Here is a 15,938-nt window from a genome sequence, read left to right as displayed (position 1 = left end):
TTTACAGGTGGATAACTTCAATTCTATTATTGGACAGTCTCCGGCCATAGAAGCTTTAATCCGCAGCGCCCGTATCGTCGCGGCAACCGACGTTACCGTGTTGATTAAAGGCGAAACCGGCACCGGAAAAGAGGTGCTCGCCACGGCAATCCAAAAGGACAGCCCGCGCGCCAATAAGCCTTTTATCACTTTGAATTGCGCCGCTCTGCCCGAGGGTTTGGTCGAGTCGGAGATTTTCGGCCATAAAAAAGGCGCATTTACCGGGGCGATTTCCGACAAGCAGGGTTTGTTCCAAGCCGCGGACGGCGGCACGCTGTTTCTGGACGAAATTAACTCGTTACCGATCAGTATCCAGTCCAAGCTGTTACGTTTTCTGGAATCCGGCGAATGCCTGCCGGTCGGCGGCACCAAACCATACACCGTCAATGTGCGCGTCATCGCCGCATCCAACGCCGATTTGACCAAATTGATCGAAAACGGCGAATTTCGCCAAGACTTATATTTCCGCCTGAACGTGGTGCCGTTGGAAATCCCGTCCTTACATCAGCGTAGCGAGGACATTGAAGAACTGGCCAAGCATTTCTTCGCCCATTTCTCGGCAATGCATTCGTTGGAGCCGCCAACCTTTAGCAGACAAGCCTTAAAAGCGTTGCGCAACTACAAATGGCCGGGCAACGTGCGCGAACTACGCAACCTGTGCGAAAGGCTCAGCATCCTGCTGTCCGGCAAAGTCATCGAGCCGGAAAACCTGCCGCACGAGTTTAGCCGCGGCACGGTGGCGCCTGGCCCCGAATTCACGCTGCCGGAACTGGGACTGCAACTGGATGCGCTGGAAGCCGATATGATTTTACAGGCGTTAACCAGAACTAAAGGCAACCGCAGCAAATCCGCCAGACTGCTGGGCATATCGCGCGATACGCTACTGTATCGGATTCAGAAACACGGCTTAGCCACCCACTGACAAACCAAAGGCCGCAAATTCCGCGGCCTTTTTTATGCGAGGCAAAAACCGACCGCGGCTAATAATCTCCAATCGGCCGTTTTAACGTTTGCGCACCCATTGCACCGTGACGTTATCGCTTTTGCCCTGAGCCCGCAGCACGGCCATTTTCGCCATCTTCTGCAACTCCGGTTTGGCGCTGGCCGGCTGCGACAATTGCAACAGTTCGGGCTCTTTGACAAACTCCCAAAAACCGTCGCTGCATAAAATGAAGGTCTCGCCGCTTTTTATCGGCGGGCAACTGACTATATCGACAACCGGCGGATACAAGGCGTTAATACTCCGCGTCAATTTATGCTGGTCTGGATGGACGCCCATTTCCCATTCGCTGATCTTGCCTTCGTCGAACAATTGCTGCGGCAGCGAATGGTCTTTGGTCCGCCACAATACCCGTTCGGCGTTCAGCCGGTAAATTCGCGAATCGCCGCAATGGGCGGTGATGGCCTGGTCCGCGTCCAGATACAGTACCGCACAAGTCGTATGCGCATTCAGCGCGACCGGATCGCCGGCAAACAGCTCGCGCATCCCGGCCACGGCCTCGGCAATCCAGTCCTGCACGGCCGGTGCGCCGCGGCTTCGAATAGGCGAGCGATACTGGTCCGCTAACGCAATCAAGCAGCGGCAAAAATATTGCGACGCTTTTTCCCCGCCATGATGCCCGCCCAAACCGTCGGCAACCACGAACAAGGCATATTCGTTACACACCCGATGCGCCATACAATCCTGATTGACCTCGCGATTTCCGATCGAGGTCAATTGGTAAAACTCAAGTTCCGCCAGCATCGCCCTAACCGTGCAAACGCGCCTCTCGCATCACCCGTTTCATATCCCTGACCGCCTGCTCCAGACCGGAAAACAAAGCCTGAGCGATTAAGGCGTGGCCGATATTCAATTCGACGATCGCGTCGATCCGGCAAATGGCTTCGACGTTGTGCAGATTTAAACCGTGTCCGGCATTGACCTGTAAGCCGGCGGCGTGGGCATATGCCGCCGCATCGCGAATCCGCTGCAGCTCCCGTTCGCGCTCGCCCGGAGTTTCGGCATCGGCATAGCGGCCGGTATGCAACTCGACCACCGGCGCTCCGGCGGCCAGCGCCGCGTCAATTTGGCGCATATCGGGATCGATAAACAACGAGACTTCGATACCGGCCTCGGCTAACTGCCGACAAGCTTCAAACATCCTGCCGGCAGCACCGGCAACATCCAGTCCGCCTTCGGTCGTCAATTCCTCGCGCCGCTCCGGCACCAGACAGCACGCATGTGGCTGCACTGCGCAGGCGATGGCCAACATCGGCTCGGTGACCGCCATTTCCAGATTCAAACGGGTGTGCAACAACTCCTTCAACAAGCGGATATCCCGATCCTGAATATGTCGCCTATCCTCGCGCAAATGAGCCGTGATGCCGTCGGCACCGGCCTGTTCGGCCAGTAAAGCGGCCTGCACCGGCTCCGGGTAACGAGTGCCTCTGGCTTGCCGCAGCGTTGCGACGTGATCGATATTGACGCCCAGCAATATAGGTTGTTTTGTCATGTACTCTCAGAACCGAATAAAAATCCGGGAAAACTATAGCGTTATAAACGTTTGATTATTTTGGCTAAAACCGCACGGCTGCGCAGATGCCGACCTTGCAAGTGAACATCCAGCATTTTCCTGAGCAAGGCTTTTGCTTCGGCCAATGCTGCAGCCGGCAACTCAGACCGGCCGGCCAGCAGAGCCAACGTATCGCCGCCGACTGCGCCGCCGTCGGCCTGCGCCATGCCGTAATCTGCGACAAAATTGTAACGCCGGCCGGCGGCGATCGGCTCGCCGTTGGCATCGTACGCCAAATCGACGGCATAGCCGGCTTCTCGCAACAAATCCAGCTCGAAATAGCGTAGGGTTTGTTCGATATTCTGCGCCGCGGACAATTCGTGCAAACAATGAATGTACAGCGCGAAGATGCCCGGCTGGGGATCGGCCTTATGCACGAAGATACCAACCAATTCGTTGACATAAAAACCGCAATACAAAGCCAAGCGCTGTAGCGAATAGCTGTCGACGTATTCGGCATCGGCCAGGACTTTCAGTTCGTGCTTGCCGACATAGGACAGCTTTAACGCAGAAAACGGCATCAACAAACCGGCCGTCTTGGATTTCGGTTTTCTGACTCCTTTGGCCAAGATCGAAACCAGGCCGAAGTCCCGGGTAAGCACATCTAACAACACGCTGGTTTCCCGGTACGGCCGATGTTGCAAGACGAACGCAGGCTGCAAATAAACGGCGTCGCCGTCCATCACTCGCCGAAATCGGTAAAACCCAAACTCTGCAAGGCCCGCTCGTTGTCCGACCAGCCTTTTTTCACTTTAACCCACAACTGCAAATAAACTTTCTGGCCGATAAGTTTCTCGATATCGGCACGGGCTTCGCTACCGACCTTTTTCAGCATCTCGCCCTGTTTGCCGATGACGATGCTTTTCTGGCTATCGCGCTCGACCAAAATGGCCGCGTAAATTTTGCATAATTCCGGATATTCTTCGTAACGCTCGATTTCGACCGTCAGCGCGTAAGGCAATTCGTCGCCCAAGCGCCGGGTCAATTTTTCGCGAATGATTTCCGCGGCGAAAAAACGCTCGGGCCGGTCGGTAATCTGGTCCTCCGGATAAATCGGCTCGGCTTCTGGCAACAAGGCCATGATCTGCTGCTCGAGCAGATCCAGATTGGTATTCCGCAAGGCCGACACCGGCAGAATATGCCGGAACGGATACTTGGTCTGGGCGTCGGCGAAAAACCTCAGCACGGCGTCCTTATCCTTGATTTTATCGACTTTGTTGATCACCAGAATCACCGGCAAACCGGCCCGCTCCAGTTTTTTGAAAATTTTCTCGTCGTATTCGTGCCAATACAAACCGTCCAATAACCAAACCACGACATCGACGCCCAACAATGTACTGTCGGCCGTTTTGTTCAGGTAACGGTTCAAGACTTTTTTCTCGTCCTGGTGCATGCCCGGCGTATCCATGAAAATCGCCTGGCCGGCTGCGGTGGTTTTGATGCCGAGAATCCGGTGCCGGGTGGTTTGCGGCTTACGGGACGTGATACTGAGCTTTTGGCCCAGCAAGTGGTTCATCAACGTCGATTTGCCGACGTTGGGCCTACCGATCAAAGCGACATATCCGCAGTTCATTTAGCCTTGGTTTGCAAAAGGTTCAACATATTTTCCGCAGCGGCCTGTTCGGCCTTTTTCCTTGAGATGCCGACGCCGTTACAGGTTTCGCTAGTGACCACGACGCTACATTTGACCTCGAAAGTTTGGGCATGGTCGGCGCCGGACATGCCGACCAATTCGTAAACCGGCAAAGGCTTGCGGTTGGCCTGCATCAATTCCTGCAGCCGGGTTTTCGGATCCTTGTTCCAATCGTCGACTTTCAAATCGGCGAATTTATCGGCAAACAGGCGCAGTATCCATTGTCGGCAAACGTCGATACCCTGGTCTCTGAGCAACGCACCCATGATGGCTTCCAGCGCATCCGACAAAATCGAATCGCGGCGGAATCCGCCGCTCTTCAACTCGCCGGAACCGAGAATCAGATAATCGCCGAGATTGTGCTGTCTGGCCAATTCGGCCAGCGAACTTTGGTTGACCAGACTGGCCCGCAACCGGCTCAGTACGCCTTCGCCGGCATCGGGAAACAACTCGTACAATTGCTCGGCAATGACGAAGCCGAGTACCGAATCGCCCAGATATTCCAAACGCTCGTTATTGCGGGCACCGACACTGCGGTGAGTCAACGCCATGCTGAACAACTGCGGATCGTTAAACGCCAATCCCAGTTTTACAGAGAGGATTTCGGGTTTTTTAATCACTTGTTGCCGGCTTCGAATCCTTCGTGAAACTCAACCAGCACGCTCAGATTTCCGAAGATACGCTCGACCCGTTCGTAGTCGACTTCGACCCTGACGTATCCCGGTTGCGCCACGATAGTGACGTCTTCGGGTTTGACATGTTCGACGTAGTTCATATCGAACCGCTTTTCCAGGCTGGTCTTGATCTCCGATTTGGACTTGGTCACGATATCGGTGGTGTTTTCGACCGCTTTGACCGCATTGACCACGCGGCTGTGGTTGATATAGATCGGTGCGATCTTCAGTATCAACAGCGTGAAGAAACCGATCAATGCCAAAATGAATGCGATCGACAAAAAGGTCAGCCCTTGCTGTTTGCGAGGTAAAGCACGCATACCGTCTCTCCTAAAGCTTAATCAACGGGTGCATGCCGTCGCGACATGAACGCACTCCGCATAACACCCGGAAAACCGGATTACTGTAACACCGTACCCAGACGGCCGAAATCGATGCCGCTGTTTTGCCAATCCCAGTTCATCCAGATAAAGAACGCTCTGCCGACCAGGTTTGCCTCCGGCACATAGCCCCAATAGCGGCTGTCGTTGCTATTGTCGCGGTTGTCGCCCATCATGAAATAGTGGCCGGGCGGCACGACAAACACGTCTTCGACCGACGAAGCGCCCGGCGCAACCAATATGGAATGTTGCACCCCGGCCAAATCCTCTTCCAAACGCTCGGCACCGGTCATGTTGGCACCCTGGCCGACGCCTTGGTAACGCCCCAACGAAACCTGTTTAATCGGTGTGCCGTTGACGTAAAGCTTTTTGTCGAAATAGGCGATTCTATCGCCCGGCAAACCGATCACGCGTTTGATGTAATCGACTTCCGGTTGCTTAGGATAACGAAATACCACGATGTCGCCGCGTTTCGGCTCGCCGATTTCGACGATTTTGGTATTCAACACCGGCAGGCGGATGCCGTAGTTGAATTTGTTGACCAGGATGAAATCGCCGACCAACAGCGTCGGCATCATCGACCCGGACGGAATCCGGAACGGCTCGAACAAAAACGAACGCAGCAACAACACGATCAAGACGACCGGGAAAAACGAGCGGGCGTATTCGACCAACACCGGTTCCTTCTCGGTCGGGTATGGCAAACCGGCGCGCTTCAAATACAGGCTATACCCTCCCCAAACGATACCGGTGACAAACGTGGCGGCGACCAAAAAAAATGAAAAATCGTAATCCATAAACTATTGCCGTTACTCTTTATTGACTTGCAACACCGCCAGAAACGCCTCCTGCGGAATCTCGATACTACCGACCTGCTTCATCCGTTTTTTACCGGCTTTTTGTTTTTCCAGCAGTTTTTTCTTACGCGTGATATCGCCGCCGTAACACTTGGCCGTCACGTTTTTACGCATCGCTTTGACTGTGGAACGGGCAATGATTTTGGAACCGATCGCGGCCTGGATCGCCACTTCGTACATTTGCCGAGGAATCAAATCCTTCATTTTTTCGACCAGATCGCGCCCCCGGTTTTGCGCCTGGTCGCGGTGAACGATGATAGACAACGCGTCGACCTTGTCGCTGTTGATCAACACATCCAATTTCACCAACGGCGCCGGCTCGAAACGGAGAAATTCGTAATCGAACGAAGCGTAGCCGCGGCTGACCGACTTCAACCGATCGAAGAAGTCCAACACCACCTCGCTCATCGGCAATTCGTAATTCAACGAAACCTGGCCGCCGACGTATTGCATGTTCTTTTGGTTGCCGCGCTTTTCGACGCACAGATTGATCACGTTACCCAAATAGGCCTGCGGCACCAGGATGTTGGCCAGGATGATAGGCTCGCGAATTTCTTCGATGGTACCGGGATCCGGCAATTTCGCCGGATTATCGACCATGACCACTTCGCCGTTATGCGTCTCCACTTCGTAGACTACGGTCGGCGCGGTAGTAATCAGATCGATGTTGTATTCGCGCTCCAGCCTTTCCTGGACGATCTCCATATGTAACATGCCGAGAAAGCCGCAACGGAAACCGAAACCCAGCGCCTGCGACGTTTCGGCTTCGTAATTCAATGCCGAATCGTTCAGCCGCAATTTGTCCAAGGCCTCGCGCATTGCACCGAAATCGTCTGAGCTGACCGGATACAGGCCGGCGAATACCCGCGGCTGCACTTTCTCGAAACCCGGCAACACCTCGCTGGCCGGATTGTCGGTCGCGGTAATGGTATCGCCCACCGGGGCACCGAAAATATCCTTGATGCCGGCCACGATAAACCCGACTTCGCCGGTTGCCAGCTCTTGCTTTTCCAATTGCTTAGGCGTGAACACGCCCAGTTTGTCGACCGGATACGACTTGCCGGTCGACATCACGGTGATCTTTTGTCTACGCTTCAACGAGCCGTTGACGATCCGCACCAGCGACACCACGCCTAGGTAGTTGTCGAACCAGGAATCGATAATCAAGGCCTGCAACGGGCCGTCTGCATTGCCGCTCGGCGGCGGAATTTTCCGAATCAGTTGTTCCAGTACCGATTCGACGTTCAGACCGGTCTTGGCGCTGATCTGGCAGGCATCGTCGGCCGGAATACCGATCACGTCCTCGATCTCGGCCATGACCCGCTCCGGTTCGGCCGACGGCAGATCGATCTTGTTCAATACCGGAACCACTTCCAGGCCCTGCTCGATCGCGGTGTAACAGTTGGCCACGCTCTGCGCTTCCACACCCTGGGCGGCATCGACTACCAGCAATGCACCTTCGCAAGCGGCTAACGAACGCGAGACTTCGTAGGAAAAATCGACATGGCCCGGAGTGTCAATGAAATTCAACTGGTAGGTTTCGCCGTCGCCGGCATTGTAATCCAGCGTAACGCTTTGCGCCTTGATGGTGATGCCGCGTTCCCGTTCCAGATCCATCGAATCCAGCACTTGCGCCTCCATTTCCCGGTCGCTGAGCCCTCCGCAAATTTGAATGAACCGGTCCGCCAATGTCGATTTCCCGTGGTCGATATGGGCGATGATGGAGAAATTTCTGATATGTTTTTGATCCACTTAGCTTCTTGATAATACGTTGGTTTGTAATGACTTTACGGCGGCGGCCCTGCCGCCGGATGGCGGGTTCAGGCAGTAGCCAATATTTCCCGGAATTGGGCAACCGTCTCGGCGGTCAAGGGTTGCCGTTGATTGTCCCAGACCACGCCGTCCAGTGCGTCGGCCAGGGTATCGATGGTTTCCATGAAATCGTCGAATACCGCCAACGGATTATCGACTTCGCGCGGCTGCATAAAAAATACGATACCGGGGCAGTAGAACTCGTCCAAACCGGTGTCGGGAAAGGTACCGGGATCGACCATGCTGGCCACGGCAAAATCCACCATCCGGTTCGCGTCGACCCGCTCGAACACTCTGACGCTGCCGTAGCGCAAACCGACCCGCTCGAAGGCATCGAACAAATCTTCGCCGTTGAAACCTTGGTCGGCACGGGCGACGATGCTGAATTCGATCAGAACCGGCAAATGGTTACGGCTGGCGGCTGGAGCGGGAGCAGCCGCAGCTTTTTCCGGCTCGCGCCGGGCGGCAACAGCAGCCTTCGGCGACGGCTTGATGGCTTTGTCGTCTAACAGCGCATCTCCATCAACCAAATCGTCACCGATTTCGAACACGCCGATACCGTCTTCATCGTCCTCAACGGCAAATTCGTCCACGGTTCTGTCGTCATAAGAATCGTCGTCGTAGTAATCGTCGGCGGCGCGTTTGTAACGTAGCGATTTGACGAAATGCCACAACACCATGCCGATCATCACCAGCACGCCGATCAAAATAATCACGACTCTTAATAATTCTTTATCCATCAGTTTTCCGCCATGCTTACCGCTTCATCAATATCCACCGCCACCATTCGGGATACCCCAGGCTCCTTCATGGTAACACCTGCTAGATGTTTTGCAATTTCCATTGTGACTTTGTTGTGTGAAATGTACAAAAATTGGACGGTTGCCGACATGTCTTCCACCATCTTCGAAAACCGCACGACATTGGCGTCGTCGAGCGGCGCGTCGACTTCGTCCAGCAAACAAAACGGCGCCGGATTCAGTTCGAAAATGGAGAAAACCAAAGCCACCGCGGTCAAGGCCTTTTCGCCGCCGGACAACAGATGGATAGAGCTATTCCGCTTCCCGGGCGGCCGGGCAATAATGTTGACGCCGGCTTCCAGCAAATCGTCTTCGGTCAATTCCAGATAGGCTTGGCCGCCGCCGAACAAGCGCGGAAACTTCTCTTTCAGACCGTTGTTGATCTTGTCGAACGTTTCCTTGAAGCGTTGCCGGCTTTCGCGGTCGATCTTGCTGATCGCCTGGTCCAGCGTATTCAACGCATCGACCAAGTCATCGTGCTGTTCGTTCAGGAACTTCATCCGTTCCGACTGGGTTTTGTATTCCTCGATCGCCGTCAAGTTGATCGAACCCAAGCGTTCGATCTGCTCGACCAGTTCGTCGACTTCGCGCTTCCATTGGCTTTCGCTGGCGCCTTCCCGCAGGTTGGCCAGTATGGCCTCCGGATCGGCATCCACTTCGGCCAGTTGTTCGGCTACGGTTTGTTGTCTGACCTTACTGTCCTGCTGTTCGAAACGAATTTGATCCAGGGCTTCCTTTTGTTTTTCCAGCGCCCGCTGGGTTTGCGAATATTGTTCGGCCAACTGGCTGACCGATTGCTCGCTGGCCTGTTGCGCTTGCCGCTCGGCGCGCAGGCCGTCCTCGAATTGTTGTTTTTTTTCCAACAACTCTTCCAGTTGCATGCGCTCGTCGTCCAACGGCGCCAAGGCATATTGCAGCTTGTGTTCCAATTCGGCCATGCGGTCGGCCGCTTGCTGGTGCTGCACTTGCAAGCGCTCGATCTGCTTGGCGGTCAAGATTTCCGACGATTTCAACGATTCGATCTGGGCGTGCAAACGGTGCAAATGCCGGCGGGCTTCGTCGACCGAGGCATCGGTATTCTGCTGGCGGGCCTGCAGTTCCTGACTGAGCCGCTCCAATTCGGCTTTGCGTTCGCCCAGATCGCCTAAAGCCAGCTCGGCGTCCTGTTTGATCAGTTCGGCTTCGGAGATGCTCTCGACAAGCTCGGCCAGATGCTGGCCGATCTCGTCGATCTCATGGTCTAACTGCTCCAGGCGGCGCTTTTGCTGTTCGAAGCGCGCGGCCTGGGCACTGTATTCGGCACTTTTTGCCGAGAACTCGGCACTCAATAATTTTTCTTTCTGCTGGTATTGCTCGCGATGGCTTTCCGCGGCTTTCAACTCGTGCTCGCAATGTTCCAGTTGCTGCTCGTGCTCGGCAATCGCCATCTGCAATTCGCTTTGCCGCAACTTCAACTCGCGCAACTCTTTCTCGCGATGCAACACGCCGGCCTTGCTATCGCTGCCCCGGCTGACCTTGATCCAGTCCCGACCCAACCAAGTGCCGTCCGCCAGCACCACCGATTCGTGCGCCTGCAACGGCAGTTGCCGCGCCTGCCGCATCGACTCGGCGCAATAAATTCCGCTCAACAAACTGTCCAGCCGCCAACGGCTGCGGACTTTGCCGGCCAGGGTTTCCGCGGCAGCCGAGCCGGCGGCGGCCGGATGGGTTTCGAACACAATCAGCGATTGCTTGTTCAACTCTTGCAACTCGGCCAAAATCGCGTCGGCGCTGTCGATGCAGATCGCTTCCAAATAGCTGCCCAACACGGTTTCGGCCGCAGTTTCCCAACCTTCGTCGGCTTCCACGAATTCAGCCAGGCGCGGCTGCTGTTCCAGCCCCATTTGCTCCAACCAGGCGCCGAGCTCTTTCTTGTCCTTACCCATCGCATGTTGCTGCAACAATTCCAGCGAACTGATCTTGCCGTTGACTTTTTGCAATTCGGCGCGATCGGCGTGCAAGCGTTCCTGAATCTGTTTGATTTCGGGCCGCAACTCGCCGATACGTTGCAATACCGCATCCAAGTCGTGCTGCAACTGCCGGCGCTCGGCTTCGATTAGTTCGATGCTGCTATCCAACGCTTCCAATTCCAGTTGCAACTGGGTATCGGCCAAACCGTGGCGTTCGCTGTGCAATTTATCGAGCCGGGCTTGCAACTGCCTGCTTTGGTTTTCCAATTGAACCAGCTTGGTGCGTTGCACTTCGACTTGCTCCCGATAACCGGCATTTTCGGCCAGGAAAGCTTCCCATTGCTGTTGCCATTGCTGCTTTTGCAGATGCGCGTCCTGCTGGATACCCAGCAAATCTTCCTCGCGCTCCTTGGCCACCACCATGGTTTCTTCGGCCTCCAGCAGCGTCTGCCGGATTTCTTCGAGTTGCTGCCTATCCAACTCGCACTCGGCCTGCGCGTGCTCGGCTTGCTGCTTCAAGCGCTCGATCTCGACCAGGGTTTCTTCGTGGCTCTTCTGGTTGTGCTTGATGGTTTGTTCCAGCCGGCTGACCTCGGCTACCAGCGCGGTGTATTCCGCCTGGGTCGAATCCAGATGCTGCTGCTGGGCTTTTTGTTCGCCGCGTTTCAGCTCCATAGCCTTCTCGGTATCGCGCAGCAACACGAACAAGCGATTATGTTCTTCGGCAATACTCTGCAACTTGGCTTCGAGTTGTTGCGCCGAACGTTGAAAATTGCGCCAGCGCATCGCCAGCAATTCCTGTTTGAATTGCCGCTCCAGTTTTTTCAACTCGGTGTATTTTTCGGCCTTTTCGGCTTGGCGAGCCAGATTTTTGATCTGCTTTTCCACCTCGTCGCGCAGATCGTTCAAGCGTTCCAGATTTTCCCGGGTGTGACGCATGCGGGTTTCGGTTTCCGAGCGGCGCTCCTTATATTTGGAGACGCCGGCCGCCTCCTCGATATGGACCCGCAAATCTTCCGGCTTGGCTTCGACCATGCGCGAAATCGTACCCTGCTCGATAATCGCGTAGCTGCGCGAGCCCAAACCGGTGCCCAGAAACAAATCGGTAATATCTTTACGCCGGCATTTGGAGCCGTTGAGCATGAATAGCGACTGGCCGTCGCGGCTGACTTGGCGCTTGATCGAAATCGTTGCGTATTTGGCGTATTCGCCGCCGGCCTTGCCTTCGCTGTTGTCGAATACCAGCTCCACCGAGGCGATGCTGACCGGCTTGCGGCCGGACGAGCCGTTGAAAATCACATCGGCCATATTGCCGCCGCGCAAGTGCTTGGCCGAACTCTCGCCCATGACCCAGCGCACCGCATCGATGATATTGGACTTGCCGCAACCGTTAGGCCCGACGATCGCGGTCAGATTGCCGTTGATCGGTATCGTGGTGGGATCGACGAAGGATTTGAATCCAGCAAGTTTGATTTTCTCCAGCTTCATGACTGGTTAAGGTGTTCCGGACCAACTACAAAACCGTGCATTATCCTCGAAATGGCATGGCGATTGGAACGGATTTTAGGATACTGCCCGCAGCTTGCACGTTGCTTGCAAATCGGGCTATGGAATTTGCCGCTTAGCGTGCGAAAATTTTGGCTGTCCTTCGGCCGCCCCTAACACGTCGCGGCCCAAGCATTTCTAACCGGCCACAAACGGATTGATTCGATGAACCTTGACCTGCGCACGATGATGGTAATGATTGCCGTGCTCAGCTTTTTACTGTCCATCCTGCTACTGGTCGCCAGCCTGCACGCCCGCGGCATCAAGGGACTGCGTCACTGGTCGATGGCCAGCCTGTTCATCAGCTTCGGCGCCGGTCTGGCGTATCCGGCGCTGCTACCGCAGCCGGGTTGGAATATCGTTGCCGGAGCAGCCTTTCTGGCGGCGGGTTCCGCCCTGCAATTCCTAGGAATTCAAGCGTTCAAGAACCGGCCCTGCCAATGCCGCTGGCTACTGCTGGCAGTAGGCTTGGTGATTGGCGTCAGCGCTTGGTTCACGCTGTTCGAACCCAATACCCAATTGCGCGCCGTTGCCAATTCCTTGATATTTGCCGGCATCAATTTCGCCTGCGCCCGCTCGCTGCTGATTCCGCTGGCGTCCTACCAGAGAACCGCGCACTGGCTGACCGGCGCCTCTTTCGCCGTGTTGGGACTAGTTTACGTCGCCAGAGCCGTGTCGATATTTTCCGCGCCGGCGGCGGATTACGGCCTGTTCAATCCGATACCACTCAATCCGTTGATGTTTTTTGCCGGCAGCGTCATCCAGCTATTCTTGAGCTTCGGTTTCGTCTTGATGGTGTCCTACCGGATGGCGGCCGAATTGGAAAATCTGGCTGCCATCGACGCGCTGACCGGCGCCTGGAACCGGCGCAGTTTGGACCTGGAATGCCAACGTCTGCTGGCGAGAAGCGCGCGGCGCAAAGAGGCTCTGGCCGTACTGATGCTCGATGTCGACTATTTCAAACGCATTAACGACGTTCACGGCCACCAAGCCGGCGACCAAGTCTTGAAACAACTGATACAAAACGCCAAAAGCCAGATTCGCGGCGAGGATTATCTGGCACGCTACGGCGGCGAGGAATTTTGCCTGATCCTGCCCTGCACCAACGAGAAGGAAGCCAACCATTTGGCGGAAAGGCTGCGCCAGATGCAAGCCACCCGACCGACTCATTGGCAAGGCCAATCCATCACCAGCACAATCAGTATCGGCATCGCCGGTTCGGACAGTATCGGTTTGAATTTCGCCGCACTGCTGCAAGCCGCCGATACCGCCTTGTACCGGGCCAAGCAGGCCGGACGCAATCGAGTAGCCAATTTCTCGGACATTTCGTTACAGGAATTGGGCGAGTAGCCACTGCCGCAGCTTACGCGACCGGCTATCGCCCGCACGGACCACGCAACCCGCTTGCCGCTAGCGGGTTGCGTTAACGGGGATAAATCAGTTCAACAGCGTGCGCACGCGGTCGGCGGAAGTGTTGCCATAGGCTGCCAAAGCTTCGGCCGGATTCCGGTTAACGCCGGAGATCAAGGCTCCTAGCGCCTGCTGGGCTTGCTCCCGATTGGCGATTTGCGGAGCTCTGTCATTGGGCTGCGTAGCCGCGGCTTGCGAGCGTTTCAACGATTCTTCCGATAGCACCAGCGTATCGGTGGACACCGCCCGGCTTTCCTGGTTAGTCGCGTCCTGCTCGACCGGTTTGCGCCGCTCGGTAAGTTCTTCGGTGGCGGTTTTACGCGATCCCGTCACTTGGTTCAAGGCAACGTTTTGTTGGGGATGACTGGTATTGATTTCCATGATCGCCTCCACTGGGTGGTTAAATTATTCGATCAAAAAAGAGCCTATGGCTTTACAGTCGGAATTCTAACTCAAGCCAAAGACTTTGCTGACTATTTGTTTCTGATTTTCCGGGAAAATTCGCATCGCAGCAACCCCGGCAAACGCAGGTGGCGGCAGACCGCTCTGCGGCGGCCGGCTGAATCAAAAGTTTAATAGCCCCGGCCTTTAAGCTGGTAAAATTTCGTCTTTGCGGCAGATTGAGCGCGGCAAACTTTTAACACCCGAGTAATTATCACGATGACCACCCAACCCAGCTCAGATTTAACCACTTTCGAAAACCCGCGCCCGGCGCGCGATTTCACGATCCGTATCGACATCCCGGAATTCACCTGCCTGTGCCCGATGACCGGCCAGCCGGATTTCGCCAAACTCACGATAGAGTACGTGCCGGACCGGCTATGCGTCGAGTTGAAATCCTTGAAACTTTACATGTGGACCTTCCGCGAACGCGGTGCGTTTCACGAGGCGGTCACTAACGAAATTCTCGACCATATCGTTGCGGCGATTTCGCCCAATTTCATGCGCCTGCGGGCCGAATTCAACGTGCGCGGCGGCATTTACACAACAGTGGTAGCCGAGCACCGCAACCCGAATTGGCAAGCGCCGGCGCCGGTGACGCTGCCCTAAACCTCGTGAGCGGCAGAACCTTTTATAACGCCGACATTGCCGTCGCGCTCAAGTACGACGGCAAAAACGCACCCAAAGTCACCGTCAAGGGCGAAGGTTTTACCGCTCAGCAAATTTTGGCTATCGCCGAAAAGCACGGCGTCCCGTTGCAAAACCAGCCGGAACTGGCGCGGATATTGGCGCAAATTCCGCTGGGCGAGGAAATCCCCCAACAACTTTACGTCGCCGTTGCCGAAGTCATCGCCTTCGCTTACTTCCTCAGCGGCAAATCACCCGATCCCGAACCATGAGCTTAAAACAGATCTGCACCGTTCTGCCCCAATACGCCCTGCCCCACCATTTGCTGTCGGGCTGGATGGCCACGCTAACCCATTGCCGCAACAAAACCTGGAAAAACCTGTTCATTCGAACCATCAGCCAGGTTTACGGCGTCAACCTGGAAGAAGCCAAGTATCAAGACCTCGAGCGCTATGCCAGCTTCAACGAATTTTTCACTCGCGAATTGAAAGACGGCGTCCGACCGATCGCGGCCACGGCGGAGGCGATTGCCTGCCCGGCCGACGGCGTTATCAGCCAAGCCGGGGCGATTAGCGGCGGACGAATTTTTCAAGCCAAAGGCCACGATTATTCGGCGCTGGAATTGCTCGGCGGCGATGCCGAGCGGGCGGCCGCCTTCGAAAACGGCAGTTTCGCCACCATCTACCTGTCGCCCAAAGATTACCATCGCCTGCACATGCCGCTGAGCGGAACGCTAACGGAAATGGTGCACGTTCCGGGCCGCCTGTTCAGCGTCAATAACACCACGGTCGGAGCCGTGCCGAATCTGTTTGCCCGTAACGAACGCGTTGTTTGCCTGTTCGATACCGAGGCCGGGCCGATGGCATTGGTGCTGGTCGGGGCAATCTTCGTTTCCAGCGTCGAAACGGTGTGGCATGGCGTGGTTACGCCGCCATCCATTAGCGCGCCGAGGACTTGGCGGTATCAAGACAACCCGCCGCTACTGGGAAAAGGCGCCGAAATGGGCCGCTTCAACATGGGCTCGACGATTATCGTGCTCTTTGGCCAAGACCGGACCGCCTGGAACCAGGATCTAACCGCCGGCAAGCCGGTCAAGCTCGGCGAACAGATCGGCCGCCGCTTGAAATGAGGCCAACCTTCGCCGATTCCCCGCCGACATGCGTTTAGCCAGCCTAGTGTGGCATAATGGCCGCTTGTCCGCCGAGCCGGACCATTAAAA

16 protein-coding genes are annotated in these 15,938 nt (G+C 55.7%); 5 read left to right on the top strand and 11 right to left on the bottom strand.

The window, feature by feature from the left end; all coding sequences use genetic code 11:
* The first annotated feature begins 7 nt into the window (after positions 1-7).
* Positions 8-961, top strand: a complete 954-nt coding sequence (locus VXJ35_RS07260; RefSeq protein ID WP_064021059.1) for a sigma-54-dependent Fis family transcriptional regulator — start codon at positions 8-10, stop codon at positions 959-961.
* An 81-nt stretch (positions 962-1,042) separates the two neighbouring features.
* Here the strand turns inward: VXJ35_RS07260 and VXJ35_RS07255 are convergent, their stop codons facing one another.
* The 10 genes from VXJ35_RS07255 to smc all read right to left on the bottom strand — a co-directional run bounded on the left by VXJ35_RS07255 (position 1,043) and on the right by smc (position 12,184).
* Complete coding sequence (locus VXJ35_RS07255) at positions 1,043-1,783, bottom strand: PP2C family serine/threonine-protein phosphatase (RefSeq protein WP_064021058.1); 741 nt, start codon at positions 1,781-1,783, stop codon at positions 1,043-1,045.
* A 4-nt stretch (positions 1,784-1,787) separates the two neighbouring features.
* A complete protein-coding gene (gene pdxJ / locus VXJ35_RS07250; protein WP_064021057.1) occupies positions 1,788-2,531 on the bottom strand; it encodes a pyridoxine 5'-phosphate synthase in 744 nt (247 codons plus the stop codon).
* 41 nt (positions 2,532-2,572) lie between these two features.
* Entirely contained in the window at positions 2,573-3,274 is a 702-nt protein-coding gene (recO, locus tag VXJ35_RS07245; protein WP_064021056.1) for a DNA repair protein RecO, read from the bottom strand.
* The gene (gene era / locus VXJ35_RS07240) at positions 3,274-4,164 is read right to left on the bottom strand and encodes a GTPase Era (RefSeq protein WP_054759775.1); all 891 of its coding nucleotides are present in this window, start codon (positions 4,162-4,164) and stop codon (positions 3,274-3,276) included. Before era ends, recO begins: the two co-directional genes overlap by 1 nt.
* A complete protein-coding gene (rnc, locus tag VXJ35_RS07235; RefSeq protein WP_064021055.1) occupies positions 4,161-4,844 on the bottom strand; it encodes a ribonuclease III in 684 nt (227 codons plus the stop codon). The genes era and rnc overlap by 4 nt, the downstream gene beginning before the upstream one ends.
* The gene (locus VXJ35_RS07230; RefSeq protein ID WP_064021054.1) at positions 4,841-5,218 is read right to left on the bottom strand and encodes a DUF4845 domain-containing protein; all 378 of its coding nucleotides are present in this window, start codon (positions 5,216-5,218) and stop codon (positions 4,841-4,843) included. Before VXJ35_RS07230 ends, rnc begins: the two co-directional genes overlap by 4 nt.
* A gap of 80 nt (positions 5,219-5,298) precedes the next feature.
* Positions 5,299-6,075, bottom strand: coding sequence for a signal peptidase I (lepB, locus tag VXJ35_RS07225; RefSeq protein ID WP_064021053.1), 777 nt, complete (start codon positions 6,073-6,075; stop codon positions 5,299-5,301).
* A gap of 12 nt (positions 6,076-6,087) precedes the next feature.
* On the bottom strand, positions 6,088-7,887 hold the full coding sequence (gene lepA / locus VXJ35_RS07220; RefSeq protein ID WP_064021052.1) for a translation elongation factor 4: 1,800 nt from the start codon (positions 7,885-7,887) through the stop codon (positions 6,088-6,090).
* 68 nt (positions 7,888-7,955) lie between these two features.
* Positions 7,956-8,687, bottom strand: a complete 732-nt coding sequence (locus VXJ35_RS07215; RefSeq protein WP_064021051.1) for a cell division protein ZipA C-terminal FtsZ-binding domain-containing protein — start codon at positions 8,685-8,687, stop codon at positions 7,956-7,958.
* Positions 8,687-12,184 carry a chromosome segregation protein SMC gene (gene smc / locus VXJ35_RS07210; protein WP_064021050.1) on the bottom strand — a complete coding sequence of 1,166 codons (3,498 nt, stop codon included), beginning with the start codon at positions 12,182-12,184 and terminating at the stop codon, positions 8,687-8,689. The genes VXJ35_RS07215 and smc overlap by 1 nt, the downstream gene beginning before the upstream one ends.
* Positions 12,185-12,406: 222 nt before the next feature.
* Here smc and VXJ35_RS07205 point away from each other — a divergent pair, with 222 nt between their 5' ends.
* Positions 12,407-13,591, top strand: coding sequence for a GGDEF domain-containing protein (locus tag VXJ35_RS07205; RefSeq protein ID WP_064021049.1), 1,185 nt, complete (start codon positions 12,407-12,409; stop codon positions 13,589-13,591).
* An 87-nt stretch (positions 13,592-13,678) separates the two neighbouring features.
* Here the strand turns inward: VXJ35_RS07205 and VXJ35_RS07200 are convergent, their stop codons facing one another.
* Positions 13,679-14,032 (bottom strand): hypothetical protein, encoded by a 354-nt coding sequence (locus VXJ35_RS07200; RefSeq protein ID WP_157198111.1) that lies wholly within the window; start codon positions 14,030-14,032, stop codon positions 13,679-13,681.
* 279 nt (positions 14,033-14,311) lie between these two features.
* Between VXJ35_RS07200 and queF the strand changes: the two genes are divergently transcribed.
* The 3 genes from queF to asd are packed head-to-tail and all read left to right on the top strand — an operon-like array spanning position 14,312 to position 15,848.
* On the top strand, positions 14,312-14,701 hold the full coding sequence (queF, locus tag VXJ35_RS07195; protein WP_054759762.1) for a preQ(1) synthase: 390 nt from the start codon (positions 14,312-14,314) through the stop codon (positions 14,699-14,701).
* A 5-nt stretch (positions 14,702-14,706) separates the two neighbouring features.
* Positions 14,707-14,991, top strand: a complete 285-nt coding sequence (locus VXJ35_RS07190; RefSeq protein ID WP_064021047.1) for an EscU/YscU/HrcU family type III secretion system export apparatus switch protein — start codon at positions 14,707-14,709, stop codon at positions 14,989-14,991.
* Positions 14,988-15,848 (top strand): archaetidylserine decarboxylase, encoded by an 861-nt coding sequence (gene asd, locus VXJ35_RS07185; RefSeq protein ID WP_064021046.1) that lies wholly within the window; start codon positions 14,988-14,990, stop codon positions 15,846-15,848. The genes VXJ35_RS07190 and asd overlap by 4 nt, the downstream gene beginning before the upstream one ends.
* Positions 15,849-15,938 lie beyond the last annotated feature (90 nt).

The organism is Methylomonas sp. DH-1, assembly GCF_046097555.1.
GTDB classification, from domain to species: Bacteria; Pseudomonadota; Gammaproteobacteria; order Methylococcales; family Methylomonadaceae; genus Methylomonas; species Methylomonas koyamae.
The sequence above is the reverse complement of the archived record's forward strand: the minus strand, read 5'-3'. Positions and strand labels throughout refer to the sequence as shown.